Source organism: Leifsonia sp. L25 (genome assembly GCF_050632895.1).
In genome coordinates, this window is the sequence record NZ_JBODRZ010000003.1 from 2,776,678 (window position 1) to 2,795,088 (window position 18,411).

At 69.1% G+C, this 18,411-nt stretch carries 18 protein-coding genes, 1 tRNA gene and 1 pseudogene; 10 read left to right on the forward strand and 10 right to left on the reverse strand.

The window, feature by feature from the left end:
- The first annotated feature begins 204 nt into the window (after positions 1 to 204).
- Complete coding sequence (locus ACRAWC_RS17970; protein WP_431348942.1) at positions 205 to 1,434, forward strand: S1C family serine protease; 1,230 nt, start codon at positions 205 to 207, stop codon at positions 1,432 to 1,434.
- Between the two features lie 169 nt (positions 1,435 to 1,603).
- The gene (locus ACRAWC_RS17975) at positions 1,604 to 2,197 is read left to right on the forward strand and encodes a hypothetical protein (protein ID WP_431348943.1); all 594 of its coding nucleotides are present in this window, start codon (positions 1,604 to 1,606) and stop codon (positions 2,195 to 2,197) included.
- 388 nt (positions 2,198 to 2,585) lie between these two features.
- Here the strand turns inward: ACRAWC_RS17975 and ACRAWC_RS17980 are convergent, their stop codons facing one another.
- A complete protein-coding gene (locus ACRAWC_RS17980) occupies positions 2,586 to 4,055 on the reverse strand; it encodes a fibronectin type III domain-containing protein (protein WP_431348944.1) in 1,470 nt (489 codons plus the stop codon).
- Between the two features lie 753 nt (positions 4,056 to 4,808).
- Between ACRAWC_RS17980 and ACRAWC_RS17985 the strand changes: the two genes are divergently transcribed.
- The 5 genes from ACRAWC_RS17985 (at position 4,809) to ACRAWC_RS18005 (ending at position 9,003) form a co-directional block, all read left to right on the forward strand.
- Positions 4,809 to 5,405: an RNA polymerase sigma factor gene (locus ACRAWC_RS17985; protein WP_431348945.1), complete on the forward strand. Its 597-nt coding sequence runs from the start codon at positions 4,809 to 4,811 to the stop codon at positions 5,403 to 5,405.
- 541 nt (positions 5,406 to 5,946) lie between these two features.
- Positions 5,947 to 6,636 (forward strand): hypothetical protein, encoded by a 690-nt coding sequence (locus tag ACRAWC_RS17990; protein ID WP_431348946.1) that lies wholly within the window; start codon positions 5,947 to 5,949, stop codon positions 6,634 to 6,636.
- A gap of 200 nt (positions 6,637 to 6,836) precedes the next feature.
- Complete coding sequence (locus tag ACRAWC_RS17995; RefSeq protein WP_431348947.1) at positions 6,837 to 7,313, forward strand: hypothetical protein; 477 nt, start codon at positions 6,837 to 6,839, stop codon at positions 7,311 to 7,313.
- A gap of 146 nt (positions 7,314 to 7,459) precedes the next feature.
- Positions 7,460 to 8,113, forward strand: coding sequence for a hypothetical protein (locus tag ACRAWC_RS18000; protein WP_431348948.1), 654 nt, complete (start codon positions 7,460 to 7,462; stop codon positions 8,111 to 8,113).
- A gap of 8 nt (positions 8,114 to 8,121) precedes the next feature.
- Entirely contained in the window at positions 8,122 to 9,003 is an 882-nt protein-coding gene (locus ACRAWC_RS18005) for a hypothetical protein (protein ID WP_431348949.1), read from the forward strand.
- An 85-nt stretch (positions 9,004 to 9,088) separates the two neighbouring features.
- On the opposite strand, the gene ACRAWC_RS18010 is transcribed toward ACRAWC_RS18005, so the two are convergent.
- Both ACRAWC_RS18010 and ACRAWC_RS18015 read right to left on the reverse strand, forming a co-directional pair.
- Positions 9,089 to 9,643 carry a hypothetical protein gene (locus ACRAWC_RS18010; protein ID WP_431348950.1) on the reverse strand — a complete coding sequence of 185 codons (555 nt, stop codon included), beginning with the start codon at positions 9,641 to 9,643 and terminating at the stop codon, positions 9,089 to 9,091.
- A 380-nt stretch (positions 9,644 to 10,023) separates the two neighbouring features.
- Positions 10,024 to 10,096: transfer RNA gene (locus ACRAWC_RS18015), tRNA-Lys, on the reverse strand.
- Between the two features lie 56 nt (positions 10,097 to 10,152).
- Between ACRAWC_RS18015 and ACRAWC_RS18020 the strand changes: the two are divergent.
- The 3 genes and pseudogenes from ACRAWC_RS18020 (at position 10,153) to ACRAWC_RS18030 (ending at position 12,381) form a co-directional block, all read left to right on the forward strand.
- A pseudogene (locus tag ACRAWC_RS18020) lies at positions 10,153 to 10,781 on the forward strand (DNA-directed RNA polymerase subunit beta).
- 263 nt (positions 10,782 to 11,044) lie between these two features.
- A complete protein-coding gene (gene sigK, locus ACRAWC_RS18025; RefSeq protein WP_431348951.1) occupies positions 11,045 to 11,605 on the forward strand; it encodes an ECF RNA polymerase sigma factor SigK in 561 nt (186 codons plus the stop codon).
- Positions 11,602 to 12,381 (forward strand): anti-sigma factor domain-containing protein, encoded by a 780-nt coding sequence (locus tag ACRAWC_RS18030; RefSeq protein ID WP_431348952.1) that lies wholly within the window; start codon positions 11,602 to 11,604, stop codon positions 12,379 to 12,381. The genes sigK and ACRAWC_RS18030 overlap by 4 nt, the downstream gene beginning before the upstream one ends.
- 91 nt (positions 12,382 to 12,472) lie before the next feature.
- Here ACRAWC_RS18030 and pstB read toward each other — a convergent pair whose 3' ends face one another.
- The 7 genes from pstB to ACRAWC_RS18065 all read right to left on the reverse strand — a co-directional run bounded on the left by pstB (position 12,473) and on the right by ACRAWC_RS18065 (position 18,406).
- Positions 12,473 to 13,252, reverse strand: a complete 780-nt coding sequence (gene pstB, locus ACRAWC_RS18035) for a phosphate ABC transporter ATP-binding protein PstB (protein ID WP_431348953.1) — start codon at positions 13,250 to 13,252, stop codon at positions 12,473 to 12,475.
- A gap of 47 nt (positions 13,253 to 13,299) precedes the next feature.
- Positions 13,300 to 14,397 (reverse strand): phosphate ABC transporter permease PstA, encoded by a 1,098-nt coding sequence (gene pstA, locus ACRAWC_RS18040; RefSeq protein ID WP_431348954.1) that lies wholly within the window; start codon positions 14,395 to 14,397, stop codon positions 13,300 to 13,302.
- Positions 14,397 to 15,344 (reverse strand): phosphate ABC transporter permease subunit PstC, encoded by a 948-nt coding sequence (pstC, locus tag ACRAWC_RS18045; RefSeq protein WP_431348955.1) that lies wholly within the window; start codon positions 15,342 to 15,344, stop codon positions 14,397 to 14,399. The genes pstA and pstC overlap by 1 nt, the downstream gene beginning before the upstream one ends.
- 93 nt (positions 15,345 to 15,437) lie before the next feature.
- On the reverse strand, positions 15,438 to 16,532 hold the full coding sequence (pstS, locus tag ACRAWC_RS18050; protein WP_431348956.1) for a phosphate ABC transporter substrate-binding protein PstS: 1,095 nt from the start codon (positions 16,530 to 16,532) through the stop codon (positions 15,438 to 15,440).
- A 165-nt stretch (positions 16,533 to 16,697) separates the two neighbouring features.
- Complete coding sequence (locus ACRAWC_RS18055; RefSeq protein WP_431348957.1) at positions 16,698 to 17,558, reverse strand: L,D-transpeptidase; 861 nt, start codon at positions 17,556 to 17,558, stop codon at positions 16,698 to 16,700.
- A 68-nt stretch (positions 17,559 to 17,626) separates the two neighbouring features.
- Positions 17,627 to 17,863 (reverse strand): hypothetical protein, encoded by a 237-nt coding sequence (locus ACRAWC_RS18060; protein ID WP_431348958.1) that lies wholly within the window; start codon positions 17,861 to 17,863, stop codon positions 17,627 to 17,629.
- A 21-nt stretch (positions 17,864 to 17,884) separates the two neighbouring features.
- The gene (locus ACRAWC_RS18065; protein WP_431348959.1) at positions 17,885 to 18,406 is read right to left on the reverse strand and encodes a hypothetical protein; all 522 of its coding nucleotides are present in this window, start codon (positions 18,404 to 18,406) and stop codon (positions 17,885 to 17,887) included.
- Positions 18,407 to 18,411: the final 5 nt, after the last annotated feature.

The window sequence follows — 18,411 nt, forward strand, 5'->3', positions numbered from 1 at the left end:
GAATCTCTAGTTTTCTCCCGGCGTAGTCAAAACCTGCGCATCACGGCCTCCCACTCGCATGCGGTGTGCTTTCGACATCAAGCCTGAAGTCGAGAGGACCACAGTCATGGACGAGGTCGAGGGAGTTCCCCCGCAGCACCAGAGCAGGGCGCGGCGCAGGCCGCCGCCGCACCGACCGGGGCGCCGAGAAGCCGGCGCCGGCTGATGATCGGGGTGTCCACCGCGGTCGCCGCGACCGTCGCCGTGGGTTCCGCGTTCGGGCTCGGGGCACTGGCCTACACCGCCGGGTCCGCCTCTGCGACCGCCTCCACCGCGTCCATCAGCGTCCACAACACGCTGAGCCGCAACGGGTTCGGCTCGGGCGGGTACGGATACGGGAACGGGAGCAGTGGAAGCTCTGGCGGCCCGCGTTCGGGATCCTCCTCGGGCTCGTCGGCCTCCACCGGCTCCTCCGCCCTCGCGAGCGCCACCGCCGCCGAGGAAGTCGGCGTGGTCGACATCACGTCCCAGCTCACCTACGCCCAGGCGGAGAGCGCCGGAACCGGACTCGTGCTGACCTCCGACGGCGAGATCCTCACCAACAACCACGTCGTGGAGGACGCGACCAGCATCAGCGTCACCGTCGTCTCGACCGGCGCCCAGTACACCGCGAAAGTGGTCGGCACCGACGCCACCGACGACATCGCCGTCCTCCAGCTCGGGAACGCCTCCGGTCTCAGCACCGCGAACCTGGACACCTCGGGAGACGCCGCCGTCGGCGACGCGGTCACCGGCGTCGGCAACGCCGGCGGCGCGGGCGGCACCCCGTCCGCCTCGCCCGGGACGGTGACGGCGCTGGATCAGACCATCACCACCCAGGCCGAGCAGACGGCCGTCTCCGAGACCTTGAACGGCCTGATCCAGACCGACGCCGACATCCAGGCCGGCGACTCCGGCGGTCCCCTGTTCAACTCCTCCGACCAGGTGATCGGCATCGACACCGCCGCCGCGCAAGGCGGCACGACGACCGCCGGCTACGCCATCCCGATCCAGAACGCGCTCACCATCGCGGGCGAGATCACCTCCGGCCAGGCGTCGTCCACGGTGACGATCGGCTACCCGGCATTCCTGGGCGTCGAGGTCGCGTCCAGCGACAGCACGGCGTCCGGCAGCGGCTACGGCGATGGCTCCTTCGGGTCTTCCGGCACCGCGACCGGCTCGGGCGCCGGCGCCACCCTCTCCGGTGTCGTCTCCGGCGGCCCCGCCGAGTCTGCGGGCCTCGCCGCCGGCGACACCATCACGGCGGTGAATGGAACGACGATCGACTCGGCGCAGGCCCTCACGGGCGCGCTCGCCGCCCTCCACCCGGGCGACAGCGCGACGATCGCCTGGACCGACGCCTCCGGCTCACCGCACACGGCGCAGGTGACCCTGGCGCAGGGGCCGGTCGCGTAGGCGACGGGACCAAGGCCCCGGGCTTCGTACCCGGGGCCTTCGTCGTGTCACGCGCACGTCGTTCTGGCGGAATCGAACCTGTGCGTAACCTTTCGGGTCGTCCGACCGATTAAGAGAGATGAGGGCCCGCACGGCGTCCGTCCACCACACGAAAGTAAGGAAGACCCGGATGTCGTTCATCTCCGTCATCGCCGGCCACAAGCTCGCCATCGGGCTCGTCGCGCTCGGGACCATCACCCTCGGCGGGACGGCGGCGGCCGCCTATGCGGACGCGCTCCCCTCCGGCCTCCAGGACGAGGCTCACGCGCTCATCGGAGCGCCGACCGCCGCCCCGACAGCGGACCCGACGGCGCCTCCCACCGTCGAACCGACCGACTCGGCGACGGACACGGCGACGCCGACGCCGACGCAGGACCCGACGTCCACCGCCGTCCCGGTCGGGCCGGACGCGTCGGGACCGGCGGCGCACGGTTTGTGCACCGCCTACGAGCACGGCGGCCTCGCCGCGACATCGGTCGCGTTCGCATCGCTGGAGAAGGCGGCCGGCGGTGCCGGTTCGATCGGCGCGTACTGCGCCACGATCGTCGCGCCGGGGCACTCCGCCGGTCACCAGCCCACGGCGGCGCCCACGCCCGAGCCGACCGAAACGGACGGATCGGACGGATCGGACGGACCTGACGGATCGTCGGCGCACGCGGCGCACGGCGGCTCGCAGAACGAGGGCGGCTCCTCCCACGCGGGCGGAGGCCACGGGCGGCCGTAGCCCGACGGGTGACGCGCCCGGTTGCCAGCCGCCGTTGTCAGCTCACGGGAGGCTCCGCCTCCCGGGCGGACGCGGATGCTGCGCGCGCGGGGGTGATGAGGCTACGAAGCGTGGCGCTCGTCGCGGGGCAGTGGGGTCCGTCCGCGGGGCGCCCCGGACGATCCCGCCGCACTGGTCCTCTCGCGTGCGTGGATCGCCGACGCCACGCCTCCGCCCGGAGTGCGCGCTCTCGACAGGCCACCGACTGCAGGGCCGAGTGAACCGGCCACGATCGCGGCCTGCGACGGGCATGTGCAGGCGGCGGCAACCCACCATCCGCGTGGACGTCATCCTCGATCCGGCTTGAGGCCGACTTCCTCCGAACTCGCAGAGCGTGAGCGTCGCAGGCTCAGCGGATGTGCTGCTTCTCTGAACGGCTGCGCAACCGTGCGACGCCGAGTACGGCGAAGCCGGCGGCCAGCAGAAGCCCGGCCAGTCCCGCTGGGAGCGCCTGATCCGAACCGGTCGCGGCCAACATAGTCGTCGCCGCGGAAGATACTGGGGCCGCCGGTGAGGGTGCCGGGAGTGCCGGCGTCGGCACCGTGCTTGCCGTCGGCGCTGTCGGGGTGACGGCGTTGGACGCCGGGGAGGGCGCGCCGGAACCGACGGCGTTCCTCGCGGTCACCGTGAACGTGTACGTGTCCCCGTTGGTGAGGCCAGTCACGGTGAGTGGAGAACCTGCGCCGGTCGCGGTTTGTCCACCGTTGCCCGGCGTGGTCGTGTCGGTGGCGGTGACTGTGTAACCGGTGATGGCCGAGCCGCCGTCACTGGCCGGAGGCGAGAACGCGACGGACGCCTGCCCGTTACCGGCGGTGGCCGAAACTCCCGTCGGCGCACCCGGCGCCGTTGCCGGGGTGAGTACCGACACCGTGTTGCCGGGGTAGCGGGTCACGTACACGGTGTTCGTTGTCGCATTCACCGCCACCGCATCGGTGTTCCCGCCGATGACGGGCACTTCGGAGGTCACCGTGTTGGTCGCACCATCGATCACCCACACGTTGAAGTCGCCTTGGTTAGTCACGTAGACGGTGTTCGTCGTCGCATTCACGGCCACCCCATAGGTGCTGCCGCCGCCGCCGGTGAACACGGTGGTCGTCACCGTATTGGTTGCCCCATCGAGCACGGTCACCATGCCGGCAGCATAGTTGGATACATACACGGTGTTCGTGATCGCATTCACCGCCACCTCGTATGAGGTCCCGGTGACGGGCACGGTGGCGGTCACCGTGTTGGTGGCGCCGTTGATCACCGACACCGTGAGGCCCCCAGAGTTGACCACGTACACGGTGTTCGTGATCGGATTCACCGCCACCCCGTACGGGGCACCTCCGACAGGGATGGTGGCGGTCACCGTATCGGTGACCCCGTTGATCACCGACAACGTATCGGCGTTCTGATTGGTGACGTACACGGTGTTCGTGGTCGCATTCACCGCCACCCCGTACGGGCTGCTTCCCACGGGCACAGTGGCGACCACCGTATTGGTGACCCCGCTGATCACCGACACCGTGTTGTCGCTGGAGTTGGGCACGTACACGGTGTTCGTGGTTGCATTCACCGCGGCCTCTGTCGGGCTCCCGCCGACGGGCACCGTGGCGGTGACCGTGTTGGTGGCCCCGTCGATGACCGACACCGTGTTGTCGCTGGAGTTGGGCACGTAGATGGTGTCGGTGGTCGCATTCACCGCCACCCCGGTCGGGGCGTTGCCCACAGACACGGTGGCGCTCACCACATAGCTGGTCGTGGCCGAGGCCGACACCGCGCCACCGAGCACAGCCAGCGGGGCGGCCAGGGCGACCGCGCCGACCAGCGCCGACACCCGCACCCGCCACGCCCGGTGGACGGACCCGCGTGTCCGCTGCCAGCCAACCGACCGAACCTGAATACTCCCACCTGTACCGTGCGGCGCGCTCAATACGTGACCTTCCTCAACGCCAGCACAGCGGAATCGTCCTGGACCGCGAACGCCCTCAGGCGGAAATCGCTCGATCTCATACCCTAGCCGTAGCGAGGGCCATCATCTGCCCCCAAAACAGAGCGCACGCGACCTCTTTCCACGAACCGGGGGTCGACAGCGAGGGCGCACCATCGCGGGCCCGCGAAGCGCGATGGCGCCGACGACCTGTGCATCCAAGTGGAACACGTCTGCTTCTGAACTCGGCGGGGCAAATGACCGGGTCGACGCGGTGGCGGAAGCCGGAGCGTCGACGCTGCCTCGGCGGGCACGGAGGAATCCTAGAAGTGTCAGGACCAAACACCCCTGAACGTCAGAGATCTATCGATCCACAACTGTCAGAGATGTCCTGAGACCTGACACAGGCTTCCCAAGGATGCGCTGTCGTAGGGCATCGCTGCATCAGGACACCCCTCATGGAGGCCGGCCACCACATGGCGCAGGCGTGCAATCTGCAACGCTCGAAACACGAACGGCACTGGCGCTGATCAGCTCATTGAGGCTCGCGCAGTCTTTTCTGCCGTGGCCGCCGAACCCATGCGGTCGCGTCTGAGAGTGAGCATCCATGCGCGCGAAGTGGATTTGGAACCGTTTTCGTGCGTTCGGACATGATGGGGTATGACGTCTTCGGTTTTCGGCGCGGATGATGCCGATGAGTGGGCGCGTGCGCGTTCTGGGGATCCCGCCGCCTTCGGTGCGTTCTTCGAGGCGCACCGCGACCGGGTGCTCTGGCACGCTATGCGGTCGGTTGGCTCGTTTCACGACGCTGAGGACATCGCGGCCCTCGTCTTCCTCGAGGCGTGGCGCAAGAAGGACACCGTTCGTATTGTCGATGGCTCCGTGTTGCCGTGGCTTCTCGTCACCACCAACTACGTGGCGCGCAATTTCTCTCGCGCGCGCCACCGCCACCGCCGGGCGATGCAGAGTGTCCCCGCTGCCGGGCATCATGACGACTTCGCGCCGGCGGTGAACGACCGCATCGACGCGGAGCCCCAGCGCGCGGCCGTCCGGGCGGCCTTCGCGCGGTTGTCGGCGAGGGAGCAGGACGTGGTGTCGCTGTGCGTCATCCAGGGAATGACGAACGCTGACGCCGCCTCTGTGCTCGGCATCCCGGCCGGGACGGTCAAGTCCCGGCTTTCCCGCGCGAAGACCAAGCTGGCGAACCTGACAGCCGACCTCGAAGACTCGACTTCGATCTCCGGAGGTGCACGATGAACGACTCCAACGACCTGTCGCCATTCGACCGCGAACGGGTCGACGCGATCAAGAAGATGCTGATCGAGCACGTCGCTCAGCGACCGGACCCGAAACGGTCGCACCGCATCACCTTGTTCGTCTCCCTGATCGTCACCGCCGTCCTCATCTCGACTGGCGGCGCCGCGCTCGCGCTGACCGGGCGCCTCCCCTTCGTAGAGCCCCCCGCGCCTTCCGTCACAACATCCACCGCCGCAGCGCCGTCGACCCCCGCTCCGACCCCGACCCCGACATCGACGCCCACGGCGATGGTCGCGGCGAACAGCGGCCCAGTCTCCTGCGACGCGCTTGCGACTCCCGACGCCGTCGCCGCTCTTGTCGGCGGGACGGGCGCGCTGCAGCCGCTCCGGCACCTGCAGGCGGTTACCGCGGGCGCGCCGCCCTGGAGCATCCGGAACGCGAACGGCACCGTGTGCGGGTGGGGTGGCCTTGCAACACTCACGGTCTCGAACCAGAGCGCGCCTCAGGTTGTCCTGGAAGTCGTACCGGGGCTCGCCGACCAGTGGGCGGCGCTGGCGTCGGCGAACAACCCGCCCCCGGCAGTCCGTACGACGGCGGCACATCCCTCGCAGGCTCGTGCAGCGGCGGACTGTGCTCGACGGAGGTTCTCGTCGGCGGCGCGTGGCTGCACGTCCAGGCACAGAGCGACGGGCGGTCCTCGTTCACCGATCAGTCGTTCCACGATTTCGTCCAGGGCATCGTCACGCGGTACGCCGCCCTCCCGGCGCCGACCCCCGTCGTGCCGCACGCTGTGCGCGACTGCGCGGATACGCGCGTGCTCGACGCCCTGTCCGCCGGGCTGGGAGCCGCGCAGCGCGACACCGCTGGCCAGAGCGAATTCAACCTCGTCCGGGCCCAGCTCGCCTCCGGTCAGGTGACGATGTGCCCGTTCGCGGCGAAGGGTGACCCGCATGGCTGGAACCTCTGGGTGTCCGTGCTCGACAACGTCGACCCCGCACTGTTCGCCCAATTCCGTCAAGCGAACGATCACCCCGACGGCACGGCCCTCGACGTGTCCGGCCTCCCCGGTACGGCGACCGCGATCACTGAGCCCACCGTCGACTCCACACGCACCACGGTCGACGTGCTGACCGGCGGCACCTGGATCCAGATCTCCGCCTACGGCGTCAACGACCCGAAGGCCCTGGTCGCGGCGGCGTCGAAGGTCATCGCCAGCGGGTGGGTCGGATAGCTCAGATCCCGACGACCACGGTCGCGGGACCTGACAGTGACGCCTCCAGCGACGGCGACCTTCGCGGACGCTACTCCTGCGCAGCTCCAGATTCACGCTTGGCTCACCCTCGAACCTGCCGAATACCGTCCGCCCTCCAGCGTCGTTGATGGAACCGCTGAGGTTGATCCAGGGCCAGTGTCCGGTCACATCAGGGGGCCTTGCAGGAACGAGGTGTTCCGCCGTGGGCGCGCACCTCGGTCGAAGAGATCGACGCGTGGCTGACCGGAGTGCTGAACGTACTAGATCGCCGCGGGGCTATCGTGCACCGGGTCTATTTCGCGCGCGCCGTCGACGGCGACTGGGTTCAGCATGGTCAGCGCACGAACCGTGTCGAAGACGCTCGCTCTGTGTCGGCGCCCCAGATGACCGCGACACTCGCAGAGTTGGACCACGTATCGTCTGTCGCAACGGAACTGTTCCACAGCCTGCTGCCTAAGTTGGCCCACGGAGTGTTTGAGTACTACTACGGTCCCGACGCGGGAAAGTTGATCGTCGCTTACATTGATGGCGCGTGGCCGCCCCGCCCGAATGACGACGATCGCGCCAGGTGGCACAGCGAGTTGAATCGGCAGTATCCGGGCTACTTCGAGGATTCGCCCCCGCCGGAGGAATGCCCCAATCGCGTATCCGACTGACTCACTCATCCGGCGATTGCCCAATCCGAACGGGGCTGCGGTTTCGAATAGCCAGCGCCGAGTTCAGTGTCGAGTCCACGGTCGCCCGCCACTGCGCCGACGACCGTTTTGCATCCTTTGAAGGCCGTGGTCTGAAAGGAGAGATCGTGAACATCACGAACACCGGCAGCAGACGACGCGCCGGTTTGATTGGTTCATTGGTGATCGGCACAGTCGTGGCGTCGCTGTCGATCGCCACCGCCGCCTTCGCCGCAGGAGGCTCGGCCGTGCAGCCGGTGTCCTCGGCCAGGACCCCGGCGTGGACGAACGGCGAGACTGTGACCGTGCAGTATGCGCAGAATTTCTTCTGCGATACGAGCGTGGCCTCCAGCGCGTCGAGCGCGTGCGAGGTCGGGACTGCTGCGAACCACGGCCCGGTCGCGAACGCCGACAGGTCGACGCTGTACGTTCTCGTCCCACTGTTCAGCAACCCCGTTCCCGCTCCGATGTGCGCCGTCGCGTCGTGCCCGAACCACCCGCTGAACATCGACCTGTCGCGGATCGCCGGCGCGCTGGGCGCATCCCCGGACGCCGTCGCCGACGTGGCGTTGCCCGCGCACAGCCACATCCTCGATGGTCCTGCCGGCGGCTGGTGGGACGTCAAGGTGGTCGCGGTGACCAACCAGACCGCGTGGGCGAAGCTCGCTGCGGGCAAGTCCGAAACGGTGATGAACAGCCTGATCGCCGATCCGTCGAGCGGTGTGCTCGGCCCGATCCCGACCAACCTCTACCTGTTCTTCAACGTCATCGGCCAGCGCTAGAGGGCACCATGTCCATCCACGTCGCTGAGACTCGACCCTGGAGAGTCACCGTCCCGCGAGAGGCGATCGCGCTCGCGTCCGGCGGTCTGGCGCTCGCGCTCATGGTGGCGGGCGGCGCTCTGCCGTGGCTGGTCCTGTTCCACGGGCTCACCGTCGTGCGCGGGTTCGCGCTCGACGGCGGACTCCTGGGCGGCGTCACGCTGGTCGTGGTCGCCCTGCTCGTGGTCATGGCGCGGCACGGGGGCGCGCGTGTGCTGCGGCCGGTCGCGATCCTCGGGGCAGCCCTGGTGATCGTGGACAGCCTCTACAGCGCGCTGCGGATCGCGTCGTACGCGGCGGCCCCCGGACCGGCCGGTGCCCTCACCGCGCCGGTCCCCGGCGTCGGATCCTCCGTATTCGCCCTCGCGGGTGCTGCGCTGCTGGTCACAGCGATCAGCACGCCTGCCGCTGTGGGACGGATCGGTCTCCACGTCGGCGTTCGGGCGATGCTCACCGTCTCGCTCATCGTGGCGGGAACCATCCACCTGCTCCTCACGCCGGAGCACCTCGATGGCTCGGTGCTGCTCGGAACAGGATTCCTGCTCGCCGGAATTGCCCAGCTCGCCCTGGCCGGCGGCATCCTGTTCCTGCCCGAGCGGCTGCACTGGCTCGTGCTGTACGGGACTGTTGTCGTGAACGTCGCGCTGATCGGCATCTACGCCTACGCGGTCCTAGTGGGTCTCCCGCTGCAGGCCGGACACGCCGAGGACACCGTCGGTCTGACGATCGGCAGGGGCGAACCGGTGGATGCGAAGGGCGCGATCGACCTGCTGGCCGAGATCGCTGCGGTCGTCCTGGCCGTGATCATCGTGCCCAGGACCGGCGCGGCGTCCCGAGCCCGGAAGGCCTGAGCCGCGCAACCAGAGGGAGCCCCGGGCGCCCGGACCAAATCGGTCCGGACACCGGGGCTCCCCTTACGTGCCGGCTTGATCCGGGTCAGCGTCCCAGCATGCCGCTGGTGCCGTTGAGACCCTTGAGGGCGTCGCTGACCGCACTGTTGACCGAGTCGGTCACCGACGCGCCGAGGTTGCTCAGCGACGTGCCGGTGGTGTTGCCGGAGCCGACAGGCGCCGAGACTCCCGTGCCGTTGGCGGCCGAGGTCTGGTTGCCGGACGCGACCGGGGTGGTGTTGCCGCTGGCGACCGGGGTCGAGTCGTTGCTGCCGACCGAGTTGCCGTTGGCCTGGTTGCCGCTGGCGACCGGGTCGCCGCTCGCGACCGGGCCCACAGTATTGCCGCTGGCGATGCCGCTCGCGACGGGGCCCTGCACCACAGGACCGACCATCACGGGAGCGGAGATGCTGTGAAGGATGTCCGACACGCTCAGGTAGTCGAGCGTGTGCGGCGCCACGGCAGTTGTCGTGGTGGGTGCGGTGTCGGTGTTGTTGCTCGTCTCCGCGTTCGCCGGAAGGGCGAGACCTCCCACGATCAGACCGGAGGCGACCACAGCCGCTCCGCCCAGGATCCCGACGCGCTTGGTGACGTTGTTCATTCCGAACTCCCTTGCGTTGTGCGACCGGAATGGTTCCGGCCGTCAAGAGTGGTCCGGAGGCCTCCGCGAATCGGATTGGGGCAATGTCCCCCATGCGAGGGGTTTGGTGGGTCGCCCCGTCCAAGGCAGGCTCGCGTGCTGAGAGACCGAGTCAAGGGGGCAGGATTCGGGATCGAGACCTGAAGCTGAGCGGGCGGAGCTACCCGTGCATCAGTGCTGCGCCGCCGACGATCATGCCAATGCAAGCGACGGCGATGATCCACGGAGGCACTATCGACCGCGGCTTGCCTTGCGCCTCTCGACGATGGCACGTCCTGCGAGAAGCACCGGCGGCTTCCGATTCGGCCGCCGATGGGCTTGGATCCCTGTGATTCACCGAGTGGGCCCCGTGGGGCTCGAACCCACGACCCGCGGATTAAAAGTCCGATGCTCTACCGACTGAGCTAGAGGCCCTCGTCCTCTAATCTAGCGTGGATTCCGTACCTTCCCGTGCCGGGGCAGAATGGGGGATGCCGGATCGCTATCACAAGCCCACGCTGTTTCCCGGGGGGATGTTCGAAGCGTTTCTCGGTGGGGACGATCCCGCGCACATCAGCAAAGTCGCCCACGAGACCGCACAGGCCCTCCTCGCGCGCGTCCGTGAGGATCCCGATCCGGAGATCGTGGACCGTCTGGTCGCGTACACCGACGAGCACGGCATCGATGCGATCGCCGAACTGTGGGCACGATCCAATCCGAAGAGCCTTCCGGGCGCCCTGTGGCGGATCTACCTGCTGCGGCTGCTGATCCGGCAGGACGCCGAGGGCACCGCGCTGCTGTATCAGCGGGGCACGGAGGTCATCGCCTCCATCGACCCCGTCGTCGCGGGTGCGCCAACGCCCGCCGGCCCGGGGAGGTGACCGAGCTCGCCGACCGCATCCTCCGTGGGGTCTTCGAGGGTGACTTCGCGGTCGCGCTCGATCGGGCCGCCGCGTTCTGCCGGGTGACGGCGGCGGGATGCGTCTCGGTGGCCGACGATCGGGAGGCGCTCGACCCCGAACGGGCCAGCGAGCTGACCACGCGCGCCCTGCGGTTCACCCGCACCGCCGAGGAGCTGACCACCAGCGCCCGGCTGTGGCGCACGGACTCGCTCGACTGAGCCGATGGGGACCGGTATTCCCGCCGGGCGTTCTCTCCCTGCGAACGCCACGCCGTGAAGGCCGCTGCGGCCTCCTGTATGCTTGACGAAGCCGGACCGCAGTAACCCCGGGCTCCAATACTTGCCGCTTCGAGCGGCCTCGCGCCGAGAGGCGTTCTGCGGTCCGGCTCTTTCATGCCTTTCCGCCTGTTGCGGGCGCGCTCGCCGCAGGCGTGGTCTACTGTCGAGGACGAATCGGCCGGTGACGAGCGGAGAACAACAAGGTGGACGACGCCCCGGCGGCCGAACTCGACGGCCTCCTTTTGCGCACCGCGCAGGGTGACCAGCGCGCGTTCTCGGACTTCTACGACCGCACGGCGCCCCGCGTGCTCGGCCTGATCCGGCGCCTCCTGATCGACGCGGCGCAGTCCGAGGAGGTCGCTCAGGAAGTCTTCCTGGAAGCGTGGCAATCCGCTGCGCGCTTCGATCCGAATAAAGGCAGAGCGCTCACCTGGATCCTGACGATGGCTCACAGGAGGGCGATCGACCGCATCCGCGCGTCTCAGGCCTCGCACGACCGGGACACCGCGGTGGGCATCCGCGACCTGCCGACGGCGTTCGACGTGGTGGCGGAGACCGTGGAGGTGCGGGTGGAACACGAGCGAGTGGAGGTGGCGATGGCGAAGCTGAGCGAGGCGCAGCGCCAGGCCGTCGCGCTCGCGTACTACGGCGGGCTCACCCAGAGCGAGCTCGCGGCCGAGCTCGGCATCCCCCTCGGCACAGCCAAAACCCGGTTGCGGGATGCGATGATACGCCTGCGCGACGAACTGGGGGTGACTCGATGACCGACGAGAACCGCGAGACCGCGGACCACACGCGCCTCGGGGCCCGCCTCGGTGCGGACGACGACCGGGAGGCGCAGGACTTCGAGGACGTCGCCGCCCAGCTCGCCCTCGCAGCCGACCCCGTCGAGCCGCCGTCGGCGCTGAAGGCCGCGCTGTTCGCGCGGATCGCCGAGACGCCGCAGCTCGCCCCCACGCCAGACCAGGCAGCGCCCGAGCAGGCGGCGCCCGTGCAGGCAGCGCCCGAGCAGGCCGCACCGGAGGCGCCGTCGAGCACGCCGGCCCCCACCCCCGCCGAGCGCCGCGCAGCCCGCCGCTGGTTCCAGCGTCCCGGCGCCGTCCTCGCGTCCGCCGCAGCGGCTGTCGTCCTGTTCATCGCCGGCGCCTTCGCCGGCGTGAGCCTCGCCGGCAACGACTCCTACCAGCAGCAGCAGTCCGCCGCCCTGGCCGCTCTCAACGCCGCCCCGGACACGCAACGCAGCACCGCCCCGATCAGCGGCGGAGGCACGGCGACGCTCGTCTGGTCGGCCCGGCTCGGCCAGTCCGCGCTGGTCGCCACCGACCTCCCGGAGCTCGCCGGCGACAAGACCTACGAGCTCTGGTACATCCGGGGCGGAGCCGCGACCCCGGCCGGCACGATGGACTCGACCGGCCACGTCGCGACCTGGCGGGTCCTCAGCGGCACGATGACGCCCGGCGACACCATCGGTATGACCGTCGAGCCGAGCGGCGGCTCCAAACAGCCGACGACGAAACCGATCGTCGCGATCGCCTCCTGACCCGGTCCCCGAACACCGGGCGAGAACACCGGGCGAAACGCAGCGAGGCCCACGGGCAATCCCGTGGGCCTCGCTCATGCCGCTCGGCGGATCAACCGAACCGGCCGGAGACGTAGTCCTCGGTGGCCTGCTGGGTCGGGTTCGAGAAGATCATGTTGGTGTCGTTGTACTCGATGAGCTTGCCCGGCTTGCCGGTGCCCGCGATGTTGAAGAACGCGGTGCGGTCGGAGACGCGCGAGGCCTGCTGCATGTTGTGGGTCACGATCACGATCGTGTACTCGTTCTTGAGCTCCTCGATCAGGTCCTCGATCGCGAGGGTGGAGATCGGGTCGAGGGCCGAGCACGGCTCGTCCATCAGAAGCACGTCGGGGGAGACCGCGATGGCGCGCGCGATGCAGAGGCGCTGCTGCTGGCCGCCCGACAGGCCGGAGCCCGGGAGGTTGAGGCGGTCCTTGACCTCGTTCCAGAGGTTCGCGCCCTGCAGCGACCTCTCCACCAGGTCGTCGGACTCGCTCTTCGACATCCGGCGGTTGTTGAGCTTGACGCCGGCGAGCACGTTGTCGCGGATGCTCATGGTCGGGAACGGGTTGGGGCGCTGGAACACCATGCCCACCTGGCGGCGCACGAGCACCGGGTCGACGCCAGCGCCGTACAGGTTGTTGCCGTCGATCAGCACCTCGCCGTCGACGTACGCCCCGGGAATGACCTCGTGCATCCGGTTCAGCGTGCGGAGGAAGGTCGACTTGCCGCAGCCCGACGGGCCGATGAACGCGGTCACCGTCCGCGGCTCGATGGTGAGCGACACGCCCTCCACGGCGAGGAACTTGCTGTAGTACACGTTGAGGTCGTTGACTTCGATGCGCTTGGACACGTTTTTCCTTGTCTGCGTTCTTCGGGTAGAAGCTGTGGCGTCCGCGGTCAGCGGCCGTACTTGGGAGCGAAGGCCTTCGCGACGATCCGGCCGATGAGGTTCAGGAGCATGACGATGATGATCAGCGCGAGCGCACCGGTCCAGGCGCGGTCGATGGAGGCCTGCGCGTGCAGGCCGGCCGCCTGCGTGTACTGCGTGTACACGAACACCGGCAGCGTCATCATGCGGTCGTTGAAAAGGTCGTAGTTCATGCTCGTGGTGAAGCCCGCCACGATGAGCAGCGGAGCGGTCTCGCCGATGACGCGGGCGATGGCCAGCATGACACCGGTGACGAGACCTGCCAGCGACGTCGGCAGCACGACCTTCACCACGGTCAGCCACTTCGGTACGCCGAGGGCGAGGGAGGCCTCCCGCAGCTCGTTGGGGACGATCCGCAGGATCTCTTCGCTCGAGCGCACGACGACCGGGATCATCAGCACCGACAGCGCCACCGCCCCCATGAAGCCGTTGCGGATGGCCGGGCCGAAGAAGAGCGCGAACAGTGCGTACGCGAACAGGCCGGCGACGATCGAGGGGATGCCGGTCATGACGTCGACGAAGAAGGTGATGCCGCGGGCGAGGACGCCTCGGCCGTACTCCACCAGGTAGATCGAGGTCAGGAGGCCGATCGGCACCGAGATGATCGCCGCCATGAGCGTGATCTCCAGCGTGCCGACGATCGCGTGCAGCGCGCCGCCGCCCTCGCCGACGATGTTGCGCATCGACTCCGAGAAGAACGTGACGTCGAAGCGGGCCAGGCCCTGGGCGACGACGGTCCAGCCGAGGGAGATGAGCGGCAGCAGCGCGATGATGAACGCGGTCGCGACCAGCGAGGTGACCAGCCGGTCCTTGGCCTTGCGTTTGCCCTCGACCAGCAGCGATGTCGTGTAGATCGCCACATCGAACAGAACCGTTCCGAAGAACACCGCGCCCACGATGTTGAAGCCCTTGGTGGCGCCGCTGGCGGCGAGCATCGCGAAGACCGCGATGAGCACGGCCCAGGAGCCGACGAGCATCACCCAGGGAGTCCAGCGCGGAAGCTTGCCCGCGGTGTAGGAGTTGGTCAGCGGGCGGGGCGCCGCGGTCGCGGTCGTGGTGGCGGCCATCAGTTCGCTCCAGAGAAGGCCGCGCGGCGGCTGACGATGTAACGGGCGAGCATGTTGATCAGCAGGGTCACGACGAACAGCACGAGGCCGGAGGCGATGAGCGCGTTGACGCCGACGCCGGTGGCCTCCGGGAACTGCAGCGCGATGTTCGCCGCGATCGTGTTCGGGCTCTGCGCCTGCAGCACGGCGAACTTGACGATGAGGGCCGGCGAGAGCACCATCGCGATCGCCAGAGTCTCGCCGAGAGCGCGGCCGAGGCCGAGCATGATGGCGGAGATGATGCCGCTGCGGGCGAAGGGGAGGACCGCCATGCGGACCATCTCCCACTTGGTCGCGCCGAGCGCGAGCGCGGCCTCCTCGTGCAGGCGCGGGGTCTGCAGGAAGATCTCGCGGCAGATCGCCGTCATGATCGGGATGACCATCACGGCGAGCACGATGGCGGCCGTGAGGATGGTGCGGCCGGTGCCGGAGACCGGCGGCGCGAACAGCGGGAACCAGCCGAAGTACTGGCCGAGCCAGGCGTAGAAGGGCTGGACGAAGGAGGAGAGCGTCGCGATGCCCCAGAGTCCGAAGACGACCGAGGGGACGGCGGCGAGCAGGTCGATGATGTAGCCGAGCGTCTGCGCCACGCGGCGGGGCGCGTAGTGCGAGATGAAGAGAGCGATCCCGATCGACAGCGGCGTCGCGATGATGAGAGCGATGATCGCCGCCCAGATGGTGCCGAAGACCAGTGGCCAGACCCATGCCCAGAAGTTGGTGGCGTTGTTCGGAAGCTGGCCGGCGCCGGCGCTCAGGGCGGGGATGCTCTGGATGATGAGGAAAAGCGCCACGGCGGCGAGGGTGGCGAGGATCAGCGACCCGGCCACGACGGTCGAGGTGGAGAAGACGCGGTCGCCGAGGCGGACTTTCACCTTCGGCCTGATGGCTCCTGCGGTTCCGGCGGTCATTCCTTGCTTTCTCTCATCGGGTCCCCAGCGGGGTGAGTGTGATGCGCCGCTCGGCCTGGACCGGGGTGCGGTCCAGGCCGAGCGGCCGGGGTGTTACTTGATGCTGGCGACAGCCTTGCTGACCTTGGAGGACAGGTCGCTCGACAGCGGAGCCGAGCCGGCCTGGTCCGCGGCGGCCTTCTGCGCGTCGCTGGAGATGATGTAGTCGACGTAGCCCTTGACGAGGTCCGCCTTGGCGGCGTCCTTGTACTGCTGGCACGCGATCACGTACGAGACCAGGACCAGCGGCCAAGCGCCCTTGGAGGTGTCCTTGCGGTTGATCTGGATGGCGAGGTCGTTGGTGGTGCGACCCGAGGCGATCGGCGACGCGGCGACGACCTTGGCAGCACCGTCGGCGCTGATCTTGGTGTAGGTGTCGCCGACCTTGAGCTGCGCGATCGAGAGGCCGGCCGAGCCCGACTCGTCGATGTAGGTGATCGAGTTCTTCGCGTTCTTGGTGGCGTCCGCGACACCCGAGGTGCCCTTGGCGGCGTCACCGACCTGGAACGGGAAGGTCTGCGAGGCAGGAGCGGTCCACACGGTGGGAGCGTTCGCCGAAAGGTAGTCGGTGAAGTTCTGCGTGGTGCCCGAGTCGTCCGAGCGGTGCACGACGGTGATCGGGGCCGACGGGAGGGTTGCGCCCGAGTTCTGAGCCTTGATCTTCGCGTCGTCCCAGGTGGTGATCTTGCCCGAGAAGATGCCGGCGATCGTGTCGGCGTCGAGCTTGAGGTCCTTCACGCCGTCGACGTTGTACGCGATGGCGATCGGGGAGATGTAGACCGGCAGGTCGATGCCCTTGGCGCTCGGGGCGCAGCCCGCGAACGTGCCGGCGAGCTCCTCGGTCTTGAGTGCCGCGTCGGAGCCGGCGAAGTCCGCCGCGCCCGAGATGAAGCTCTTGCGGCCGGCGCCGGAGCCCTGCGGGTCGTAGTTGACGGTGACCTTCGGGTTGGCCTGCTGGAAGCCGGCGGCCCAGACGGTCTGCGCCGCGCCCTGGGCGGACGAGCCGATGCCGTTCAGCGTGCCGGAGAGGTTCGACGGCTTGGCCGTGGTGGTCGCCGGGGTGCTGCCCTCGTTCGACGCACAGGCGGTGAGGGAGATGGCGGCGGCGGCGAGAAGTGCCACGGGAACGCCAAGACGCTTCAGTTTCACAGTTGTCCCTTCCGGGGATCAGTAACAACAGGACGGGGTCGGTGCGACCCGCGTGTGACGCTATTCCCGGTGTCTGACCAGAGTCCCCCGCAGTGGTAAACGGAAGGTTAACGACCGGTGGCCTCTTGACGCGCGCGCATGAGCTTGGTGGGCGGGTGGGCGCGGTCAGTCCTGGACGGTGACCGGCGTTCCGAGCGGCAGTCGGTCGACGGCGCCGATCGCGTCGGCGCCCAAACGGATGCATCCGTGCGAGACGGCTCCGGATGCGACGTCCTGGAAGTGGATGCCGATGAGGCCGCCGTCCGCGCCGCCGTACGGCTCGTCCGCGGCGGTCGCGTGCAGCGAGGTGAGCTGGATGCGGTGGACCGCCTGGCCCTGCGCGGGATCGAGGTAGCGCGCCTGCAGGTAACCGGTCGTGCCGGTCGGCGTCGGGGTCTCGGCGGTCCCCACGCCGACGGGGAAGGTCTGCTCCGTCGTGCCGTCCGCGTCTGTGATCGAGAGCGTCTGCGCGGAGACCGAGACGACGACGCGGTGCGGGAGCGCGCCGGCCGTCTTCAGCACGGAGGTGGGGAGCCACGCCGCCGTCTGGGCCGGTGCCACGGCGCCGTCCACGGCCTGCGAGGGAAGGAGCCGACGGCTGGCCGTCAGCACCATCGACCAGGCGCCCTTCGTCGCGACGGGGACGACGACGGTGGGCTTGCCGAGGAAGTCCGTGGCGGGGATACGTGCGACGGCGGTGGTGAAGTCTGCTCCGTAGACCGGGGTGTCGAACGCGACGGTGGACGCCGCGGTGAACCGGGGATCGGCCGGCGCGGCGAGGAGACCGGGGATGACGGCGTCGTACTCCGCGGAAGGGAGCGCCGCGATCGCGGACGGTGTCATCCCGGGCGGAAGCGCAGGGCCTGCGGCCGCGGGTGCCTGCGAGGGGGCCGGGGTGGTGGTCGCCGTCGGCGCGCCGGGAGCGCACGCCGACAGGGTGACGAGGGCGAGGAGGGCGGCGGCGGCCGCGAGGGGAAGGCGATTCATCAGCTGCTCCGACGAGAAGCGGGGCGGACGCTGAACGCGCCCACCCCGCCGTACAGTCGTTCCGGCTCTCAGCCGCTCACGACGGGCAGCTTGCCCGGGGTGCGGGGAGCGGCGTCGGGAATCGGCGCCGGGGCAAGCGGGCCCGGCTGCACGATGGTGTCACCGGTGACGGTGATCGTGATGGACTGGGCCACGCCCGACGTCTCGCCGGTGAAGGTGAACTCGATCTGGCCGGCCTCGGCTGTGCCCTGCGCGAGGTACACCCCCGCGGAGACGGTTCCGCTGCGGTCGGCGACGAAGGTCATGGTGGGGAGCGCGTCGCCGTTTTAGACGGCCGACAACGTGACCGTCTCGCCGGGGGTGTATCCCGACGCCGTGATCTCCACACCGACATTCTCGTCGGTGAGGTCCTCCGTCGAGATGGTCGTCGTGTTGGCGGAGATACCCTGCGGCGCGCGCACGTCGAGGGCGATCGTGTTGGAGGTGTCGCCGTCGGCGGAGGTCGCCTGCACGACGACGTCCTCGTCGACCGCTGGCAGCGGGAGGCTGGCGGACGGCGTGAACACCTCGTTCGCGAAGGCGCCCGTGGCGTCCGCCGTGACGTCCTGCTGACCGAGGACGGTGCCGCCGTCGGTGTAGCTCACGGTGATGGTGACGGTGGTGTCGGCCGTGAAGCCGGAACCCGAGACGTCGAGACCCGAGCCCCAGTCGCCGGCGGTGAAGGTCGAGTTCGCGAGTGTGAGTTCGCCGGTGGCGGCGTTCGCCGGCGCGGCGATGAAGAGTCCGCCGATGACGGCGGCCGCGGCTGCGGCGCCGAGCGTCAGGCGCGTGCGAGTGGTAGAGAGCATGCTTC

What these genes read in the sequence shown, in the direction of transcription:
- ACRAWC_RS17970 (WP_431348942.1), top strand. Translation starts at nt 205, where the DNA reads ATGATCGGGGTGTCCACCGCGGTCGCCGCGACCGTCGCCGTGGGTTCC.
- ACRAWC_RS17975 (WP_431348943.1), top strand. Translation starts at nt 1,604, where the DNA reads ATGTCGTTCATCTCCGTCATCGCCGGCCACAAGCTCGCCATCGGGCTC.
- ACRAWC_RS17985 (WP_431348945.1), top strand. Translation starts at nt 4,809, where the DNA reads ATGACGTCTTCGGTTTTCGGCGCGGATGATGCCGATGAGTGGGCGCGT.
- ACRAWC_RS18005 (WP_431348949.1), top strand. Translation starts at nt 8,122, where the DNA reads ATGTCCATCCACGTCGCTGAGACTCGACCCTGGAGAGTCACCGTCCCG.
- ACRAWC_RS18010 (WP_431348950.1), bottom strand. Translation starts at nt 9,643, where the DNA reads ATGAACAACGTCACCAAGCGCGTCGGGATCCTGGGCGGAGCGGCTGTG.
- ACRAWC_RS18030 (WP_431348952.1), top strand. Translation starts at nt 11,602, where the DNA reads ATGACCGACGAGAACCGCGAGACCGCGGACCACACGCGCCTCGGGGCC.
- pstA (WP_431348954.1), bottom strand. Translation starts at nt 14,397, where the DNA reads ATGGCCGCCACCACGACCGCGACCGCGGCGCCCCGCCCGCTGACCAAC.
- pstC (WP_431348955.1), bottom strand. Translation starts at nt 15,344, where the DNA reads ATGACCGCCGGAACCGCAGGAGCCATCAGGCCGAAGGTGAAAGTCCGC.
- ACRAWC_RS18055 (WP_431348957.1), bottom strand. Translation starts at nt 17,558, where the DNA reads ATGAATCGCCTTCCCCTCGCGGCCGCCGCCGCCCTCCTCGCCCTCGTC.
- ACRAWC_RS18060 (WP_431348958.1), bottom strand. Translation starts at nt 17,863, where the DNA reads ATGACCTTCGTCGCCGACCGCAGCGGAACCGTCTCCGCGGGGGTGTAC.
- ACRAWC_RS18065 (WP_431348959.1), bottom strand. Translation starts at nt 18,406, where the DNA reads ATGCTCTCTACCACTCGCACGCGCCTGACGCTCGGCGCCGCAGCCGCG.